This window comes from Flavobacterium sp. CF136 (assembly GCF_000282055.1).
Taxonomy (GTDB): domain Bacteria; phylum Bacteroidota; class Bacteroidia; order Flavobacteriales; family Flavobacteriaceae; genus Flavobacterium.
In genome coordinates this window covers 1-20,509 of the sequence record NZ_AKJZ01000071.1, presented here as the reverse complement: position 1 = coordinate 20,509, position 20,509 = coordinate 1, and the positions used below count along the sequence as shown (strand labels likewise).

The window sequence follows — 20,509 nt, the reverse complement described above, 5'->3', positions numbered from 1 at the left end:
TAACGAAAGAATTAAATCAAATTTAAACAAAATGAGCCCGATAAAATATCGAGCTCATTATTATCAAATTTAATTATAAATTTGTCTAAACTTTTGGGTGCAGTCTATACTGAAGTGGCTTTCTTTATTTTAACCGCATTTGCAAATGCAAAGATTTGTTTTTGACTATTGTTGTAAATACCTAGCTTGTGGGCACAAGCGGGACGCATCACGCTAGCGCTTGTATTACCTAATGCTCGGACTAGTGGGGAATATGTTTGTGTCTCATCGTTGTGGGCACGGAAAGAATTTCCGCTATCGTTGCGTTGACATATCCAAGCTATCTGGTTAATCAATTTATATACTCAATCAAATAATAATATGAATAGAAATTTAAAAATGCAGATAAAAAAAAGATAAAATATAAAAGTAAAACATCATTCTTTTTAGGAGGAATATTAATGTCATCTTTTTTTCTTAAATTAAAATAATATAAATGATTTGTTAAATAAACTATTATACCAATTATTACAAACCAATATGGTCTAATGGCTTTAATTTCAAAAAATATAAAGATTACATTTATACATAGAATAATAAAATTTGTATATATGAATGAATTAAAAGTTATAACCCTAAATTCAGGATTTTTGTTCTTTAAAAAGGTGTATCTATAATTTGTAATAAATATCCAATCAAAAATAAATTTGGCTAATGTTTTCATATTGGTCTATCTACTAAATTGTTTTAACATTCTATCTCTATTTTGAAATTGTTGAGTAATACCATTTTGGAAAAAGCCTTCATTTTTTTAGTCCACCAACCGTTTTCAATACCTTAAAAAAAACCACTCGATTTTGAGTGGTTTTCTGTTTAAAATTCTATAGGCTTTGTCGATGCTCTTTGCCGGCACAGAAAGAATTTCTGCGCTAGCGTTGGCGACATATCCGAGCCATCTGGGGTAAATACATATAAATTTGCCTGTTAATTTTTATAATTATATTTGTTTTTTATCATAGAATGCGTCATCGGGGTTTTACCTTGGAGATTACTTCTGGTATCTTTTTTATTAATCATCAGCATTTTTATTATTTAAATACTTTTCCAATTCAATAATTAAATTAAAAGTTTCTTCATTATCACAATTTTCTATAATTTGCTTGATAATATTCGCTTTAAAGGATTCTGAGACCATTCCATTTCTAATTAAAAATAAATCTTGCATTAAGTTATCTATTAAAGTCCATTCATTATCCGAAATTATTTTTTCTTTTCCATTATTTTGAATATGATATCCATCATAATATCCTTTATATTTTTTAAAAATTTTCACTTTTTCTGCAGTTAACATACTGTTATTTTTAATGATATTTTATACTTGTAACTTTTGGGTTCTTTAACAACGTTGGATATTCATATAATCTCCAGATACTTTGCATTCCAACACCGTGCTCTGCATTTTGGAAAACATGAACTGTTCCCGAGGCTCCTTCAGCATACTTTGTTGATAATCTTGCCCACCATAAATATGCTTGTGATGCAGGTTTTCCTCCTATTGCTGGGTAATAATCCATTCCTTCTGTTAATTTAATTAAGTTTTTTCCTGCTCTAGTTTGCCCTAGGGTTTCGAATCCTTCTGCTAAAGCTTTAGATTCGGTACCAGCTCCGCTCCAAAAAGCTCTTCCACCACTATTTGCAGCCTTAAAAAAATTCATTGCTGGTGCTTCTGGATTTACAATCTGAAAGGCACTAGCAATAGATTCTAATCTATTACCCTCAAATTTATCATCCCAAAGGCTAATATCTCCAAACTCACTTGGATGGAAAGTTCTATAGTCAGCTAAATCATCCATAAACTTTTCAGCTGCGGCTTGTCTATAAACATCGTATCTTTTGCCACCAAAATCGGTTTGAATGTACATCCCGTCAGATGACTTGCCAGCCGTTTGAACTCCCCAATCGCCTTTGGAACTTTGAAAAGCTTTTCCTCCGCTCCAAAAAGCGTGCCACCTGGCACTAATCTCCCATTCCCAACCTCCATCTGGGTCAATAGTTCCAATCGGATTATTCCCCATTCCAAGGTATGGTGAAGAATGTTGTCCATAAGGGTCAGGCGAAAGCCATCTTCCAATCCTTCCGTCCCAGAGCCTTAACTGAAAAGCTTCCATTTCTGTTTCACCATCCTTCTCTTGCCCTTGGAATGCATAACGGTAATTACCACTATTCGAATTCCTGTTGGGCAACAGCTCGCCAAAAGGGTAATAATCCGCATAGGATTTTATATCGGTAGTGCCAGTTGTTGTATTTTTTTGGACTACTGCTCTCACATTGCCCAAATGATCAGTAATTTCGTAAGTACTGGTTCCGGATGCCCTATTGTAAACTCCCAATCTGCTAAGTCCAAAGATAGGCAAATCTTTTTGAACTATGGCACCGCTGCCGTTGGGCTGATTGTAAATTGTCATAACATTGCCCGAGAGATCAAGTATGTAATAATCGGTATTGGTTAAGGTATAAGGAGAAGCAGTATTGTAACTTTCTTTTTTGATACGCTGTCCTCTTTCGTTATAGTAGAATTTTACCACAGGACGTCCTATTTTGTTCACTTGGGTTACCAGACCTTGAGTGTTGTAGTAGTAATTAATGTCTTCCAGGTTGTTACGGGTCATTTGCCCAATGGCATCGTATTGGTAATTTCCGGCTGTTTGCGTGCCTATATCGTTGACCCCTGTAGAAGCACCTGCGGCATCTGCCACACTGTTTAACTGGTTTTTGTCGGTATTATAAGCATAAGTCAAATTGTCCTGCATTGTGCCAGCGTCATTGGTGCGTTGCAGGGTTTTTAAGTTTCCGTTGGCATCATAGGCTAAATTGCCTTCTTTGTAACTACTTGTTGGAGAAATGGCAGCATCACTGGAGCTGGTGTTTCCGTAAGCAGCATTGGTCAGAAAGTTGTTGCGGTCGTAACTATACAAATAGCCTTTTTGATTGGCTGTAGTTCCATTAAAATCACCCACAATGCCTTTGTTGGCCCAACGAGCCGCTTTGATATTACCATTATAATCTGCTCCAATTGTTGGAGAAGAGGTGATATTTCTACCTGTTCGTAAATAATCACCATTATAATAATCCAGGGTCAAACCAAAAACATCATTGCTGTCTCCTCCGGGATCTTTAGCCGCTTCTAAACTTGGATGATTGATGCTTTTGAGCTGTCCGCCCAGTGTATAGACATAATCTAAACCTTGTGTTCCCTGTGCAATATTAACCCTTTTGAGTTCTCCAGTCAGGTAATAGGAATAGTCAGCTTGTGTTGTAAAAGTTGTATTATCTGTTGAGGTTTCTACCTTTGTTAAGACATCATTTGCATTATAAGTATACTGATGAACAAATAGTTCGGCAGATTTGTCCTTTTGGAATAATACTTTTTTGACATTTCCTTTATAATCATATTCATAATGAATAGCTTTGGCTCCAATCCCTTCGTTGTATTGCACGATCCATTCGGCCCTTCCGTAGATGTCATAACTATACCAGGTTATGGCCGTAATTGCAGTGCCGGGTTTTGTGTAGGTAACGGCAACATTTCCGGAAAGGTTTTTTTGGGTGTAATTTGTAGTGCTGATACCGGCTGTGGTTAATACTCCTGCTAATGTTAGATTAGTTGGCAAAGCCACAGATGTTGTATTGTTGTCAGGATAATCGTAAATAGTAAAAGTCTGTTCGGAACGCGTACCCGTTATTAGTCCACTGTCAGTATTTGCAATTGCCGATGCCCATATTCCGACACTACCAGTAATAACACCACTTTCGATGGCTCTTCCTAAAGTGTCATAATCTGTATAGGATACTTTTGTATCGGTTTGAAGTGCGCTTTGCGAATAACGAATCTGTCCGTCATTTCTATAGGCAAACCGACTTGTTCCCTCGTCAGGACTGCTGGCTTGTATCACCTGCCCAAGTGCATTATAGGTGTAAGTAGAAATAAAAGCAGTTGCTGTGGCTGCCATATGTGCTGGAATTGCCTTAATAGTTGAGTTGGCTTCGTATCCTTTAGGCTGTACTGTTTTTATTAACTGCCCTGTTTTATTATATACGTTTACGGCATAATCATAGTAATTTACGCTATACTCTATTCCAAGTACATTACCAAAATCATAAGAAAAAGGAGTACCAGATGTTGTAATGTATGTTTTAGGATCAGTTGTCGGAGGCGTTACAGCTTCTATTCTATACCCATTTCCACCTGTAAGAGTCGTTGTTAGGTATCCGGTTTTTAGATCGTATATTTTATATAAAGATTCATTTCCTATTAGATCAATTTGAGAGCTTGTTATTCCTGCAGGTATATGTACATCTACAAAGCCTTGTGTACCTATAAGGGAAACCACAGGATATGAAGCGGTGCCACCAGAACGTGCTGTGGCTAAAACATTCCCTTCACCATCTGTAAAGGCAACGTTCTCCACACCGTTGGCATCCACACTCACTGACTTGTAAAATTTAGTGATTACTTCTTCTCCACTCGAAGTTACAACTCCGTCATAATAGTCAGATCCGTATACATAATACATTTCCTGTGCCGCGGGAACCGTATAGGAATAGCCTGTTCTCCAATCACCGTTAATTTTATTCCCACCCACAACGTTGATGACATTTCCGGGATTAAGGGTGTCATAATTGGTTTGGGAGTAGGGTTGTGTGGCAGTTGCCTGATAAGGCTCCAGCGTGTTATTGTCTGAATAATAACTGAAAAACGGTCCATTAGAAAGTGTTTCATTGTTATTACTGGTTGAAGTTGGGGTAGCCGTAAAAACTCCTCCGGAAGCTCCGCTGACACTAAAGCCATTTTCTAAAACTATATTGTTGCCCTTAAAAGCGACGTTTAATCCCGGACTTACAGCCCCATTAGCGGTCAGTGTATTGCTTACCGTAATAGTCTGGCTGGAAGTGACGGCACCAACAATTTTATTGACTGGTACAGTAGTAGAATTGTTACTTGGTACCTCATGATAGTCAGGATTAAGGAAAGAAACTTTGTTGAGGGAAAAAAGATTTGATGGTGCTAAGAAAGAAGACTTGTCAGGTCTTCCAAAGTTATCATAGCTGGTCTCTGTCCCCCAGACTCTTCCCGTGACTATATCCCTGGATAGTGATACGTCGGATTTGCCCAAATCATCAAAATAAGTTTTTGAAACCCCTGTAATATTTCCCTTTACATCATACGAGACTTGATAAGTCCAATGAAATTCCTTATCTGTATATGGACTACCATCATCCTCAGTAAAGTTAATTTCACCATCACTGGTGTCGGTGTTGTTAAGGACATAATTAATAGATGCTGAACTAGGGTCCGTACATTGTTTAACATAATAGTTTGGATTTCCTAATCCATCCTGATCCGCATCCAGATACCAAATTAAATAAGCATTTGGGTTGAGTTGGTATTGTATACTTCCGGAAGTTGCACTCCATATATTGTTGGAATTAATTTTTGCTCTTAAAAAGTATTCTGTTCCACTGTTTACGGTTATCGTTTTAGCAGAGTTTTCTGTGCTGGTTCCATCAGCACTACTTTGCCAAAAATAAGTTACACCCGCTGGAGGATCTTTTCGTTCTAATACGATACTTTTACAATTGCTTACTACTGTAATGGCATCAGTCATATCAGCACTTGCAGAGACATATACATTAGAGGTAACAGAATTTTGACTGCCTTGTGCAATATCGTAGTAGAAAACCGTGATTTGATGCGTTCCGGGTTTCATCCAAAACAGCTGTACCTGTGTTGACTGATTGGTAGGTGTTCCCCCTACGAATTGACTAACATCATAGGGAGATATTTCCCACCTGAAGTCAGTAAAATTACCTGGAGAGGACATATCCAGAGAATAACTTCCCGTACCTCCCAAAGGCACACCGGAGTCATTAGTATCAATTGCTATGGATTGGGCATTAATTTCAGCGGCGCTAAAAAAGAAAACAGCCAGCAGGATTAAGACGCGAAAGTTGACAGGTATATTTTTGTTGTATATCATTTTTAATCATTAAAATTTTATAAAAACACTTTCTTGATTATAAAGAATTAAACTATAAATATTTATTGTTTAATATGTTTGTCCTGGTTATTTTGAAACCTCCGGAAACTCCATTGACAGAATCATCGATAACTTCTGTCTCGGTCATTATCAGCCTGCCTGCAGCATCGTATGTAAATTTTGTACCCAGTCCGTTGTTTCCAATAATAGCAGTTAGCTCATCCCACTCATTGTATACATATCCGGTTATGGAAGAGGATATCGGTCGGATCATCAGGTCGTCAAAATAGACCGTCCCGCTATTTGAGGTCAGGAAAATAGAACAATCACCGGAAGGAACATCCACATAGGCTGTTTTTAAGATCCAGCCCCCGGCAGTATTGCTTTGGGTAAAACTTGTAATGTTCCCATTTACTTTTAATGTAGCCTGATTATTATTCCATGTAGGAATCCAAACTGTTACTTTGTATTTACCTGCCCTGTGTTGGCCACTTTTCATTGTAGCCCCAAATTGTGTAGCCGGAGTGACCTTAATTGTTTTTTTGCCTGTATGAGGATAAGGATTAACAGTATTCCATATTACATTTTCACCAGTCGAAGATATACCCGGTTCCAGCCAGTTTGTACCGCTTAAACCTTTTTCATTCTCACCTCCTGCAAAGAACATTTCGTTATAGCCTGCATTGCCACTGACCATTACCTTAGTGTCATTGTCTCCCATTTTTGTTGATGCATAATTACCATTGATATCTTTTGCTTCAAGTGGAGCAGAAAAATGATCATATAATGTTATTTCTGAAAGCTGTTTCCATTTTGTAGATTGTGCTACATCTACAGGAGAATTCCATTTAAAATCATCATCAGTATCATAATCATTACCACTTATATAATCTTTAAAAACACCATTACTGTCTATTTCTCCATTCCAAGTATAGGATTTATGTTTTCTCCATATTTTTTCATTTAACGCAGTTGCAGGTACTGTAGTTCCCGCAATATCCTTGTATGACCATACATTATTCCAGGTCGTAATACCTACACCTGTTTCTTTCCATGGTTTACTAACACTGTTATTTTTAATATAAGAATAATTTACTGCTATTTGAGATAGCATATTTTTATTAACATTAGGATTATCTACCTTCGATCCCATGCTCCCATATCTCAAATATGCAGGTGTAATTTTAGTTTTGGTTACTTCTCCATTACTATTTATTGTCCTTGTTTCAGTTGCCTGGCCAGTTAAAAAGTCATAATTGTCATAATAATTTGTAGTTGACCATCCGCCTTTTGTTGTAGTGGTGCTTTCTAATCGGGAAGGGAAAAAAACCTTACCAATAGAATTAAAAGTGTATCTATAATCTTTTACATTTATAATATTTCTATTAGTATATTCTTGTATAGCATATTTAAAACTTTCTTGGGAAATACCACTTTCAATATCGTCATTTTGAAACTTTTTATATTTATTGATGGTTTGACTTATCAATTGATGTTTAGAATTAAAATGTTTTACACTTAATAACTGTCCTAAAGAAGAAAAATTATCGTATAATATAATTTTAGAAGTCGATACCAAACTAAAATTGGAATCTAATTTTCTTCTACTGCCTCCGTAAAATTTTATTGAAAATTGATCACCAAATTTATATTCGTATTCCCCTTCATTTGGATTGCTTAATGTAAGGTCATCCATTACTTTGAAATTAAAAAGCGAACTGGATAATGTTTCGGAGCTATTTTTTACTGTTGCAGTAACGTATTCATACTGTACATTAGGCGAAGGAATTTCTTCAACAGCCTGAATTTGGTCTGCAACTTGTGGGTTATCTGAAGGTTCAAAAGAAGTGACTCCAGATATATTTGTAGTGTAAGGATTTCTATAATCGTAATCAGTAAATAAAGTATTTTCATTATTGAAATCTGAAGTAGTAATTCGTTTAACCCTCAATCCTCCACCATTTTTTCCATTCCTTCCATATGTACCTATTAAGACATTATAATTAGCAATAACCCTAAAACTATATGCATATTGAGCTGCATTTGATTCAGAATAATTATATACATAAGTTTCAAATCCACCATTACCTCTTATAATTGAACAATAAGGTCCTTCAAAAAATCTTTTTTGAAGGGCAATATCAGTTTTGTCGTTTGGTTTTAAAGTCAGCGTTTTATTAGTATCATTTATACCGACAATTGTATAATTATTTAAAAGCTCAATATTACCGGGAGAACTTGGTGAATGAATAGGATTAGGATCTTTAAATTGAAAACTTAAATTAACTTCCTGGTTTAAGTTAAATATGTCATTCAAATTATTACCACTACCAGAAGATACAAAGGTTGTATTTAATGTTATGGTATTATCTTGTATTGTATATTTAACAGGTATATTATAACGAGGTTCATGAACTCTATAAAAAGCTTCAGCAGAATTTCTAACTGTATTTGTGTTAAAAGCAGCTTCTCTTGAAAATGAGTCTGGTTCATAATCAATTTTCATTTTGGCACCATTAGGTGTTATAATTTCATTTAAACTCCATGCATCAGGATTATCTTTAACATACCCCCAATTATCTGAATTGGTAAAATTATAAGGTACAGTATTTTTCGAGTAATTGAACCTATATACAGGCATAGTTTTAATATTATTTTTCCCATTTAATTCAAGACTCCTTAAAGCCAGTCTTCCATTATTAGCATTGGGTAAATTACTCCCAAGACTGTAGTCATAATTAAAATTAATCACTTTAACGGCCTTAGTTTGTATATCAAAACCCTGAGATTGATTTAAAATACGAATGTCTTCTGTGTCAAGAACAGTTTGATCCGTATTAATGTCAGCAATTTTCACATCATAAGGATTTTTACGGAAAACATCTGAAATTCCTTGAAAACCAAAATCAAAATAAACATAACCTTTTTTTCTGTTAGTACCAGTTCCTAAATTTTTATTAATATTTATAGCATCACTATTTTTTAATAATATTATTTTGTCTAGTTTTAAACTTAAATTTTCAGGCAAATCAACATACTTGTAACTTCTATGTTTGTTATCAGACGCACTTAAATTTGTAGATTCGTAAATAGTAGATGAATTAGGCAGAAGTTTATAATAATAACCTGGTTCAATAGGCTTTTCTACCCGATCTTGAAAAGATTGTGTTATATTTTCAGACATTGGACCTGATTGATATTGTCCATTTCTGTATTGAATTGAAGTACTTTTGTCATCCTCTCTAACAGATTTAACAAATAAAGCGGTATGGGTACGGGTTTTAATTTTATCTAAGTAATAAATTTGTTTTCGACCCCAAAAAATGAAGTTTTTATTGTTATATGTTTTTCCTCCAACTTTTGGTGATCTCCATCCGTATCCATCTGACCATTTTCCATATTCAAATTGAACATAATATCCATAATCATCATTATCAATAATTCTATTATTATTGATGTCTACATAATCAGGACCTGTAATTGCAGTTAATAGCCAGTGAGTGGCATAAGGTTTTGTTTTAATTGTCTCTAGAAATTTATCATTTTCATTGTTCACATTTGAGTAATTTTTATAAACTTCCTCATAGCTATATACGGGCAGCGAATAATGATATACTTTACCGTCTAATGCCGTAATTCTATATGCCCCAATTCCATTTTCGGCAATATTTTTATAATAAATTCTATCATAATCCGAGGCTTCTATAAAAGGTGTTTGACCTGTGTTTCCATCTACAATATCTTTATTAGTAAATGCTTCAATATATTGACCATCTCTCTTTCTGTTTCCAACTTTTTTTAATTGTCCTGTAGCTTTATAATATTGATAAGAAAAAGTATTGTCAGTATCCGTTACAATGTTATTGGCAAACCGTGCCGATTCATTACCTCCATTAGAATTGACAACATTGTTATCTAAATCAAATTCTGAATCAAGAGATTTAAAATCTCCTGTTTGTGTTCTTAAAAAGGATGAATTAACATTGTCAAAATAAAAGAATAGTTTATTGTTTAGTTTATAATTGCTATCATTAATGCTTGCAGGATATGTTAAATACGTAAGATTATTTGCTTCATTTCCTTTACCATATAACATAATTTCATCATAAATTCTTGGAGAAAAAGAGCCTGACATTCCCTGTGCTGTCGCAAAATAGTTGTCATAATCAGGTAATGTTATTTCTGCTGCTGTAAAAACTCCAACTCCCTGACTTGAGGGACGGTTTTTATCTTTTACATTGTGAGATCTAACATCCATAGAATATTTGATATCTTGTTTGTATTGTGATTCTTTTTTTGAATCGAAAAGATTTAAAGTTCCGGAAGTATAGTTGTTGGTTAGTTTAAATAGCGAATATTCTATATGGGTATGTTGGTAAGCTACCCAATAAAAGCCAGCTAAATTTAAATCAAATCCACGATTGTAGTTGTTTATAAAATAATCTGATTTTGTAACAGATGTACTATTACTGCTGGAAACATTTAAAAATTGAGAAGTTACTTTATTTGAAGCTGTATTATAAGAGATACCCAGAGCAGAAGCTTTTACTTCCCCATTTGTATTTATAGTAAGACCATTATTAAATGCACCTGTTGCAGATAGCGTATAGGATCCTGATATTTTTTTTGAATTTAAATCATATCCAACTCCAACCCCGGCATAAGACACATTAATTTCTTCCGATCCCACTCCAATTCCTACCCCCGCATAGCCAACAGTTCCTCCCCATGCTTTATGTGCTCCCCAGGATCTGCTCATTCCAATTGTTATACCGTTAGGCAGAGTACCACCTATTGAAAAATCATAATAATCTAAAGTTTGACCTTGATCATATAATAATTCTGAAATTCTTGTTTTGTCCCAGTCATCAGGAACTCCTTTTACAGATCTATTTATAGCACCAGGATTTAGGCTCCATCCAAGACCAACCCAGGAGGCTTCTTCATCCATTGCTATTCCTGCATGATTTGATAATGTAAGAGGGTAGCCACCTTCCGGACTCGGCACATTTAATAGTGGCAGTACATAAGACATATCCCCAGTTGTTAAATTAACCATATCGGTTGCATCTATAGGTTCAAAGCTTGTTGCTTCGGGAGCAACTGGTCCATTATTTGAAGCAAATAAATCGCTTGGAAAAATAGTTGGAAAGAAAATCAATAAGAAAAAAGTAGCAATAATACGATGGCGCTTTTGGTATTTGGTCATGGTGGTTGGTTTAAAAACGTAATTGTGGTTCGTTTGTTAAGGCTTTGGTGTCTAATTTAAATTTGATGTCCCCGGTTTCAAGTCCCAGGTCTTCCACAACAAAATTGAGGTATTCTTGTTTCATGTATTTAGGATCACGGGGATATACTATCATGATAGAGGTCGAATTACTCATACCATACATTCTGGGATAAATAAAATCGGCGAGGGCAAGGGTGTCTTTAGTTGGCGTGTAGAGATGCAGCTTTTCTTCCATACCAAAGGCCAGTTCATTAACCATTTGTCCGAATTTGGTTTTGTCCTGAGCAACACCATTTAATAATTCCTGATTGTTTTTAGACATTGACAAATTGAAATACAGGTATTGACTGTATTGTTTTCGTAATTTATCTACAAGAGCTGGATTTTTACCTTCTCCTAATTCCTGTTTTACCAATAAATCAGTTGGTCTGTATTGTAAAACATAATCGACTCCTGCAATGGTCTTTTTGTAGTGGTATCCGTTATCTTCTTCTTTTATATAATCATTCATTTCCTCTGCTGTCTCAAAAGTTTGAGTGCATGAGGAAATGAACACCAATAAAACAATCAGAAAGTAATTATTTTTTATCATATTCTGCATTAAGGCCTTTTAAAACTTCTTCTGTTAAATCGGTTGATTCGTCAGCATACATGATGTTTCCAACACCACTTGCTCCAAATATGATTTTGTAATTATTGTCTTTTCCGTATTCTTTGATGTAATCATTAATATCGTTGATTACGGTTTGTGTTACTTTTTTGTCTTCTTCCTGAATTTTTTTCTGAATAGCTTCCTGATATCCATTAATCTGTTGTTGTTTATTGCCCAACAGTTCTTGTTTTAGTTTTAATTCTTTTGGAGATAAAGAAGCTCTTTCTTTTTCATAATTTTTTAATTCGGTTTGCCAGTTTGCGACTAATGAATCTACATTAGCTTTCATTAAATTGGCTTTTTTGTCAAATTCGGCTTTGGCTACTTTGGTTTTACTGTAACCGGTAATAAGTTTATTAACGTCAACATAGACTAATTGGGAACTGGATTTTGTGAAATAAACGGCAATAACACTTAAGATAACTGCTGAAATTGAGGCGTAAAAAGGAATTTGTTTCATTTTTTTATTAATTAATTTGGTATGTTTTATGCTAAGACACGATGTGTCCAATCCAGCGATATTATTTTTGAGAATAATAAGGATCATTTAGACCCTGATTCAAGCTTTTTTAGACGAGCTTCCTGATCGTTAAAACGAGCTTCTTGCTGGATGATATAGAGTGTTAATTCCTCGATTTTTTGAAGCAGTTTAGCATTCATTTCTCCCAAGAGAATTCCATTTTCAGACACCTCACAGGCTGAAGGAATATTTTTCAGATGACCATTTGTGTTGATATAGTTTTCTACCTCTTTTAAAGAAGGCAAATTGTACTCTTTCTTAAATACGAAATCTGGCCAGTTGGCATAAGTCTGCACTTTGATTTCTTCAGTAATAAATTTTCCTTTAACAGCCATGGTGTAGCCTGCTGGGATTATATTGGTATTAATGCCTAATTGGTCTGTGTCGAATTTTCCGTAAATAAGTGGTGTGGTAGTTTCGCTGTTGTCAATGTATAGACGGTTACTGTTAGTTTGGTTTGACCCGGCTTTGTATCCTAAAAAAACATTATTCGATCCACTACTATGATATCCTGCTTTATAACCAATTGCAAGATTATAATTTCCTGCGCTATTATTATTTCCTGTTTGGCGTCCTATAAATGTGTTTCCTATCCCATTATTAGTATTCCCTGATTCATCTCCTATGAATATATTGTATTCTCCTGTTTGACTACCCTGTCCGGCTTCACGGCCTGTAAAAATATTATGATGCCCTATGGTATTATTAGTTCCGGCATCATAACCCGTAAATATGTTATACGATCCTGATGAATTTGAGTATCCAGATTTATAACCTGAAAAAACATTTCCTGATCCAATATTATTAAAATATCCGGTTTGATGACCTAAAAAGACATTATTTCCTCCTGTAGTATTGGATTTTCCACTTTGTGTCCCAAAAAAGGAATTATTGTACCCTGTTACTAATATACCGGCTTTATATCCGAAAGAGCTATTGAAAATTCCTAAATTACCAGATGGATTTCCAAAGTTGGTATTTTGGCCATTTAGAAAAAAATTAACAAAAAAAAGACCAGTAAGCAGTAGTAATTTTATTTTCATTTGTCTGATATTTTAAATTAATTAGGGTTTAGTTTGATTTTTAAAAATTAAAGCTATATATCAATACTTAATAAATTAAATTGTTTCAACAGCATATTTAGCAATCGATTACATTTATATGATTGACTTTATATTCTATGATTTAACAATTTTAAAATAACGCTAATTAATAAAATAAAACTGATAATATTATAAAAAATTTTAGATTTTATTAACAAAATTAAAACAAGTATAAATATCTATTTTTAATCATCTAGTTGTTTAGTTATAAAATGAAATTAAGCTAGGCAATTTTTAAATTCAATGAGTGTAAATAAACTTAATTTTTCTTAAATAATTTTTGCGCTTTTATATTAATTTAACAAGTTATCTTATACTATTTTTTTTATAAAAAAATAATTACATTTGCTCTAATAATTAGACTTAAAAATGAACAAAAAAATACCTTCGTTCAATCTTCAGGAGATGCTGATTGTTCTGGCCATTATCGGAATTTTGCTTTTAATAGCATTACCTAATCTTATGCCTTTAATAACAAAAGCCAAAAGTGTAGAAGCACAGGTGCAGCTAAAGGCAATTTATAATGCTGAGAAGCAATATTATTTTATGTATTCTAAATATAGTCCCGATTTTGTCGAAATAGATTTTGAAGCACCCAAAACAACAAAAGATAACGGCAGTGCAAATTATACTTATGAAATTGTGCAATCGACCAATAACGAATTTAAAGTAAAGGCTACGGCAATTACCGATTTTAATGGTAATGGCGTTTTTAATGTTTGGGAAATTGACCAGAATGGTGTTCCAAAACAAATTGTTACCGATTAATGTGGTGCCTGAAATTGATACTTATTTTATTGTTTTTTACTATTTTATATCAGGATTGTAAGGATCGATTAGTCTTTTGGTTTTTATATCCGTTGGCAGGGATTCTGGCTTTAGCCATTCAATATTTTATACTGCCTGTTAATTCAATACTGCTTAATGTTGGTACAAACCTGATTTTGGTTTTGTTTTTATTATTGGTTTGTTATGTATACACAAGACTAAGAAAATTGGAGTTCTCGAACTCATTCGGACTAGGCGATGTATTATTTTTTATCTTTATTTCATTTACTTTTTCAACAATCTCTTTTTTGGTGCTTTTTATATTTTCATTGTTTTTTTCTCTTTTGCTGCACCTTGTTTTGTCTCAAAAGGGTAAACAAAAGACGGTGCCATTAGCGGGTTATATGTCATTGTTTTTTGGAGTTGTTTACGGAATCACTTTCTTCTGCGAAAGCAACTTTTTATACGCTTATTAACAAATGACAAATTTTGATATCCCAATAGAATTCCAACAGCTTGTTAAATCGGAACAGGCGTATTATTACAGGATAATTCCCGTGGGAAAATCAGATGGGTTGGTTATCTTAAAAACGGATGCTGAAGACACCATAAGTTTACAGAATGAATTATCTGTTTTATTAAATTTCCCAATTAAGCTAGACACAGAAAGTGCCGAAAATATTAACCGTTATCTGAGTACTAATTATCGAAAAACGGCTGGGGACAAGATTGCCAATATCCATTATTCTTCGGATTTTTTAGAAAAAATAGTGGTGAATGCCAAAGAAATAGGAAGCAGTGATATTCATTTTGAGCCTTATGAAAAAAATGCCCGTGTGCGTTTTCGTTTAGATGGAAAACTCAAAGAACAATTTCATATTACTACAGAAGAGTACCCTGTTTTGGTAAACAAAATAAAAATCAGGGCTCAACTTGACATATCCGAAAAACGTTTGCCGCAAGACGGGCGCATTACCATGATTACCGAGTATGAAGATTTTGATGTGCGTGTTTCTGTTTTACCAACATTACATGGTGAAAAAGTAGTATTGCGTATTTTAAGTAAGGATACAAGTCATATCGATATTAATGGGCTGGGTTTTACTGAAAAAGAATTGATTACTTATCTGGAAAACATCAAAAGACCAAACGGAATTGTGTTAATTTCCGGCCCAACCGGATCGGGAAAAACGACTACGTTATATGCAACCCTTAAAAAATTAAATTTACCCAATACCAATATATTAACGGTTGAGGACCCTATCGAATATACCCTGGAAGGAATTAATCAGGTACAGTTAAAAGAAAATATAGGTCTTGATTTCGCTACAACCTTAAGAACTTTTTTGCGACAAGATCCTGATATAATTATGGTTGGTGAAATTCGGGATGTAAATACGGCAAATATGGCTATTCGGGCAGCTTTGACAGGACATCTTGTATTATCGACGATACACACCAATTCTGCCTGGGCAACCATTTCAAGATTGATTGATATGGGGATTCCGTCATTCTTAATAGCAAGCACACTCAATGTAAGTGTTGCACAACGTTTGGTCCGAAAACTTTGCAGCTATTGTAAAACCGAAGAAGATGTTTCAGGAGCATTTTTCCCGACCGGATTTACAGTACCTGAAGATCTTAAAAAACACCATGTGGCAGTAGGCTGTGAAAACTGCTACCACACAGGATATTCAGGCAGAAAAGCTATTTATGAGATTCTGCCTATTGGGAGTGAGCTTTCTGTATTAATTAAAAATAATCAACTGGATATCGATAAATATCTGGAAGAAAACGAAATTTTCACATTGAAGAAAAATGCATTGTCTTTAATTAAAAACGGAACTACTTCAATTGATGAAGTTTTTTCTTTACTCTTGTAGAAAATATTAAAAGAAATATATCTGACTAACATTCATGAAAAAAATAATTACATTTTTACTATTAATAATTTTTCAAATTTCATTTTCTCAGGAAAATAGAATTTTGCAGCTTAAAAATAATATTGACGCAATAAGCGCTGATGAACCCGGACTAAGCGAAAAAATTAATATTAATATTAAAGAATCTTCTCTTTCGGGTTTTTTGATGGCTGTGTCTGAAGTTCATAAAATTAATATTAGTATAGCCCCAAATTTAAATCAGATTAATATCGTAAATAATTTTACAGATGTTGTGGTGGGTGATGTTTTATTATTTCTTTGTAAAGAATACAACCTGACCATCGATTTTACAGGAAATATACTTTCTATAAAATCGTATGTAAAACCGGTAGAAAAAGTAATAGAAAAAGAGATTGATGCTTCTTTTGACATACCTAATAATTTACTGTCCTTAAATTTAAAAGGAGATCAATTGTATGGTGTTTTTAAAAGAATAATGGATGTAAGCGGTAAAAATCTTGTTTTTGCCCCGGGATTAGAAAATCAATTATTGACAGTTTATATAAAAAACATGCCTTTTGATGCAGCCTTAAACAAATTGGCATTTGCTAATAACTTATCGGTTTCCAAATCAAGGGATAATTTTTATGTTTTTGATCAGTTAGACGGAACTTATACGAAAGAACCCGGAACTGATGCCAATGTAGTCCGTCAAAATAAGCCACAGCGTTCGAGAAAATCAAATTTCTTTTTTACAGTTGTTGATCCAGAAAAGAAATTACTGGATGTCGATTTTGAAAACACCCCAATAGCAAGTATAGTTTACGATATTGGCCATGAACTGGATATTGACATGTTTATTTCAAGTCCCCTTGAAAATGCAGGGACAGCAACAGTTAAGGCAAAAAATATTTCGTTTGATGCGCTGCTTAATAAATTATTTGAAATTAAACAGGAAAACAATTCAGCGTCATCAAATGCAAATTCTCCACAACAATCGCAGTATAACAGTAATAATAACGGTGCAGTTCAGAACGCAGTTGCTTCAACGGGATTGTATACTTATATGAAAAGTGGTCCAATTTATTATTTTGGTACAAAAGATCAGTTGGTGGTTAGAAATATAAAGGTAATTCCATTGATGTATCGCTCGATTGATATATTAAGTGATCCATCGAAAGAAGGAAGAAGTGCCGGAAGATTAAACAATAATACCAACTATACTAATTATAATTCTTCTAATTATAATTCTTCTGATAATAATAACAATAGAACAAATAACAATTACCAGAATCAGAATACTAATTTAAATTCAGGAAGCAGTCCCTCATCCACAAGTAATCCTTCCGAATCTATTCTTAGTATCATTCCGGATGAAATAAAAAAAGATCTGGATATTAAAATAGACAAAGAACTGAATAGCTTTTTAGTAAATGGTCCGGCTGCAAATATTGAGCGTTTTGAATCATTTGTAAAATATATCGATAAGGCTGTTCCTGTTATATTGATTGAAGTTATGCTGCTGGAAGTAAATAAAAGTGCAACTGTCGAAACAGGAATTAAAGCCGGTATAGGTGATAAGCCTGTGACTACATCCGGAACAGTATTTCCTAATGCGGATATTAATCTGGGAGCGCAAACAATAAATAATATTATTGATGGATTTAACGGATTTGGTTCTTTGAATATTGGCAAAGTTGTACCAAATTTTTATTTGAGCCTTAAAGCAATGGAGACTAACGGGAATTTAAAAATCCGGTCTTCACCAAGATTATCTACATTAAACGGACATAAGGCATATTTGTCTATTGGAGAAACAACGTATTATGTGGTAACGAATCAGAATTATTACGGTTCACAAATTCCACAGGCTTCAGAAGTTAAGAACTATCAGCCCATTGATGCTGAACTTTCTGTAACCATTATGCCACTGGTTTCAGGAGATGGGCAGATTACAATGGATATCAAAGTAATTCAGTCCAGTTTTAACGGTCAAAAAGTAGATAAGGATGCACCTCCGGGGATAAATTCGAGAGAGTTTACTTCTATAATCCGTGTTAAAGACCAGGATATAATTGTTTTGGGAGGACTTGAAGAATCTGTAAAAAATGATTCAGGAACCGGAGTACCGTTATTATCAAGAATTCCGATTATTAAATGGTTGTTTAGTTCCCGTAAGCGCGAAGATTCCAAGAAAAAATTATCAGTATTAATTAAACCTACGGTTATTTACTAATGAATATTCCGTCGCTAAATAACTTTTTGCTTGGCACCCATTATATTGGTGTCGAGCATTTTACTTTAAATAATGAAGATAAAATTTCTTTGTTATTAGTAGAAAAGAAAAAGGAAGGTCTCGTAATTACAAAAAAGGACAGGGTTAATTATACAGGCAAAATTTCCGAAAAATGGGATAACAAACTTCCCTTTTTTTTAACAATCAATACAAATCAGGTTATTCAAAAAGAAGTTTCCTCAACAGATGCTTCTGACGAAAAACTATTGCATAAAGCGTTTCCCAATACAAATTGGGAGGATTTTTATTTTGAAATCTGGCGTTTAAAAACAAAATCTATAATCGCAATTGCCAGAAAGTCTTATTTGCTTGAAATAGTAACAAACTATGAGAGTCAAAAAATAACAATTGCCGGAATCAGTCTTGGTATTTGCTCAATAGCTGATATTATTGATTATACCGATGAAAGTGTTTTACAAACAAATCATCAGTTAATCTCCAATCAGGAACAAGAGCAGATAATTTCTGCAAATCTTCAGGATTCTGTCATAACATATAATATAAACAGTCTGCAGATAGAGAACAGGCAATTGCTGGCTTTTTCGGGAATTCTTCGATTGATTATGAATGGAACTGTGAATACGGGTTCTATTATAACTCACAGTGGTGAATTATACGATGATTATAATCAAAAAACTTTTTTTGTTAAAGGCTTAAAAATTGCAGTTGGAGCACTGTTGGTTGTTTTAGTGCTTAATTTTATTTTTTTTACACATTATTATAAGCTGGCACAGGAAACTTCAGAAACATTATTGGTGAATAAATCGTCAATTGAGGATGTAAACAAGATAAAGCAAAGAATTGTAGTAAAAGAGGAAAAGGTTAAAAATCTTGTTGGAAAAACGACTTCCCAAAGTTCATTGATTATCAATGAAATTGCAAATAAAGTTCCGGCATCTATTTTATTGACTGAGCTGACTTTTAATCCGTTAGTAAAAAAAATTAAACCGGAAGAACCTATAATTACTCAGGAAAAAACAATCACCATTTCAGGAACAACAATTGCTAATGGGGCATTTACAAATTGGATTGAAAGCATAGAAAAATTAAATTGGGTTGAAAAGGTTTTAATAACACATTTTGGAAAGAACGATACGAATGAAACTGTATTTTCGATTAAATTAACCCTGAAGTAATATGAAGCTAAACAATAAAAACAAACTATTTTTAGCCGGGTTTCTGTTAATATGTTACCTGTGTTACTCTTTTGCTATATCAAATACGATAAACTATTATAAAGAATATAAGAACAAGCAGGAAGAGATTACTGCAGATAGTAATATGCCTAAACTGGTCGGGCAGCTCATTCAGAAAGAGAAGCAATTAGATCAGGTATTATCTTATTATGATATAAATGTTTCAGAATCATTTCAGAATGATTTATTAAAACAGTTAACGACTTATAGCGATAGTTACCATCTCAAAATTGTAGATTTTCAGGAACCGCATGCTATATCGCAAAAAGGATTTACCACAACCAGTTATATTTTTTCTTTGGAGGGCTCTTTTAATGGATGCCTGGCTTTACTCAATAAAATTGAAAACAATCCGGCTCTCGGAACTGTCAGGCATTTGAACTTTATCAAGAAGAAAAACTATAAAACCAATACAGACCAGTTATTTGTAGACGTTATTATGCAAAAAAACAAAGGAATTTAATTGGATAGTACAAAACAAAACTTAAATAAATTATGAAAAAGATTTTAGTGTTATTAGTGGCTTTAGCGGTACAAACGAATTTTGCGCAGAATGTTTTTCCCTCAACAGGAAATGTTGGGATAGGAACAAATTCTCCCACGGCAAAACTTGAGACTCTAAATACGACTCCGGGAATAACTTCATTTAAAACAATAGGAGTAAATGGTTATTTATCGGTTGATAATGTAGGGTCAGGTGAAAACTATTACAGCGCTACTAATTTTCATGAATTCCAAATTGGAGGCGCTTCAAAAGTGAGAATCAATTCAAATGGTAATGTTGGTATAGGAACAACTAATCCCACAGCTAAGTTACATGTAAATTCAACGGATGTTGCAGCTT

At 33.8% G+C, this 20,509-nt stretch carries 12 protein-coding genes and 1 pseudogene; 7 read left to right on the top strand and 6 right to left on the bottom strand.

The features are described 5' to 3' along the window. Positions 1-1,048 precede the first annotated feature (1,048 nt). The 6 genes from PMI10_RS18095 to PMI10_RS18070 all read right to left on the bottom strand — a co-directional run bounded on the left by PMI10_RS18095 (position 1,049) and on the right by PMI10_RS18070 (position 13,462). Positions 1,049-1,330, bottom strand: a complete 282-nt coding sequence (locus PMI10_RS18095; RefSeq protein WP_007810647.1) for a hypothetical protein — start codon at positions 1,328-1,330, stop codon at positions 1,049-1,051. A 10-nt stretch (positions 1,331-1,340) separates the two neighbouring features. After that, entirely contained in the window at positions 1,341-6,017 is a 4,677-nt protein-coding gene (locus tag PMI10_RS18090) for an RHS repeat-associated core domain-containing protein (protein ID WP_007810646.1), read from the bottom strand. 52 nt (positions 6,018-6,069) lie between these two features. Then, positions 6,070-11,226 (bottom strand): RHS repeat protein, encoded by a 5,157-nt coding sequence (locus PMI10_RS18085; RefSeq protein WP_007810644.1) that lies wholly within the window; start codon positions 11,224-11,226, stop codon positions 6,070-6,072. 10 nt (positions 11,227-11,236) lie between these two features. Beyond that, a complete protein-coding gene (locus PMI10_RS18080; protein WP_007810643.1) occupies positions 11,237-11,848 on the bottom strand; it encodes a hypothetical protein in 612 nt (203 codons plus the stop codon). After that, entirely contained in the window at positions 11,826-12,359 is a 534-nt protein-coding gene (locus PMI10_RS18075) for an OmpH family outer membrane protein (protein ID WP_035632184.1), read from the bottom strand. Before PMI10_RS18075 ends, PMI10_RS18080 begins: the two co-directional genes overlap by 23 nt. Before the next feature lie 83 nt (positions 12,360-12,442). Then, on the bottom strand, positions 12,443-13,462 hold the full coding sequence (locus PMI10_RS18070) for a hypothetical protein (RefSeq protein WP_007810641.1): 1,020 nt from the start codon (positions 13,460-13,462) through the stop codon (positions 12,443-12,445). Positions 13,463-13,891: 429 nt separating this feature from the next. On the opposite strand from PMI10_RS18070, the gene PMI10_RS18065 reads away from it, so the two are divergent. The 7 genes and pseudogenes from PMI10_RS18065 to PMI10_RS18035 form a co-directional block, all read left to right on the top strand. Further along, positions 13,892-14,290 (top strand): type IV pilin protein, encoded by a 399-nt coding sequence (locus tag PMI10_RS18065; RefSeq protein ID WP_007810640.1) that lies wholly within the window; start codon positions 13,892-13,894, stop codon positions 14,288-14,290. 14 nt (positions 14,291-14,304) lie between these two features. Further along, positions 14,305-14,766 (top strand): general secretion pathway protein, encoded by a 462-nt coding sequence (locus PMI10_RS18060; protein WP_238539487.1) that lies wholly within the window; start codon positions 14,305-14,307, stop codon positions 14,764-14,766. Positions 14,767-14,769: 3 nt separating this feature from the next. Continuing rightward, positions 14,770-16,173 (top strand): GspE/PulE family protein, encoded by a 1,404-nt coding sequence (locus tag PMI10_RS18055; RefSeq protein WP_007810638.1) that lies wholly within the window; start codon positions 14,770-14,772, stop codon positions 16,171-16,173. Between the two features lie 34 nt (positions 16,174-16,207). Next, positions 16,208-18,409 carry a type II secretion system protein GspD gene (locus tag PMI10_RS18050; protein WP_007810637.1) on the top strand — a complete coding sequence of 734 codons (2,202 nt, stop codon included), beginning with the start codon at positions 16,208-16,210 and terminating at the stop codon, positions 18,407-18,409. Further along, entirely contained in the window at positions 18,409-19,605 is a 1,197-nt protein-coding gene (locus tag PMI10_RS18045; RefSeq protein ID WP_007810636.1) for a hypothetical protein, read from the top strand. Before PMI10_RS18050 ends, PMI10_RS18045 begins: the two co-directional genes overlap by 1 nt. Position 19,606: 1 nt before the next feature. After that, positions 19,607-20,128 (top strand): hypothetical protein, encoded by a 522-nt coding sequence (locus PMI10_RS18040; protein WP_007810634.1) that lies wholly within the window; start codon positions 19,607-19,609, stop codon positions 20,126-20,128. A gap of 32 nt (positions 20,129-20,160) precedes the next feature. Then, a pseudogene (locus PMI10_RS18035) lies at positions 20,161-20,509 on the top strand (hypothetical protein); the annotation flags it as partial.

Bases quoted from the DNA above. Each gene is read 5' to 3' on its own strand.
- PMI10_RS18045 (WP_007810636.1), top strand. From the start codon at position 18,409: ATGAATATTCCGTCGCTAAATAACTTTTTGCTTGGCACCCATTATATT.
- PMI10_RS18080 (WP_007810643.1), bottom strand. From the start codon at position 11,848: ATGCAGAATATGATAAAAAATAATTACTTTCTGATTGTTTTATTGGTG.
- PMI10_RS18065 (WP_007810640.1), top strand. From the start codon at position 13,892: ATGAACAAAAAAATACCTTCGTTCAATCTTCAGGAGATGCTGATTGTT.
- PMI10_RS18070 (WP_007810641.1), bottom strand. From the start codon at position 13,462: ATGAAAATAAAATTACTACTGCTTACTGGTCTTTTTTTTGTTAATTTT.
- PMI10_RS18095 (WP_007810647.1), bottom strand. From the start codon at position 1,330: ATGTTAACTGCAGAAAAAGTGAAAATTTTTAAAAAATATAAAGGATAT.
- PMI10_RS18090 (WP_007810646.1), bottom strand. From the start codon at position 6,017: ATGATATACAACAAAAATATACCTGTCAACTTTCGCGTCTTAATCCTG.
- PMI10_RS18085 (WP_007810644.1), bottom strand. From the start codon at position 11,226: ATGACCAAATACCAAAAGCGCCATCGTATTATTGCTACTTTTTTCTTA.
- PMI10_RS18055 (WP_007810638.1), top strand. From the start codon at position 14,770: ATGACAAATTTTGATATCCCAATAGAATTCCAACAGCTTGTTAAATCG.
- PMI10_RS18075 (WP_035632184.1), bottom strand. From the start codon at position 12,359: ATGAAACAAATTCCTTTTTACGCCTCAATTTCAGCAGTTATCTTAAGT.
- PMI10_RS18050 (WP_007810637.1), top strand. From the start codon at position 16,208: ATGAAAAAAATAATTACATTTTTACTATTAATAATTTTTCAAATTTCA.
- PMI10_RS18040 (WP_007810634.1), top strand. From the start codon at position 19,607: ATGAAGCTAAACAATAAAAACAAACTATTTTTAGCCGGGTTTCTGTTA.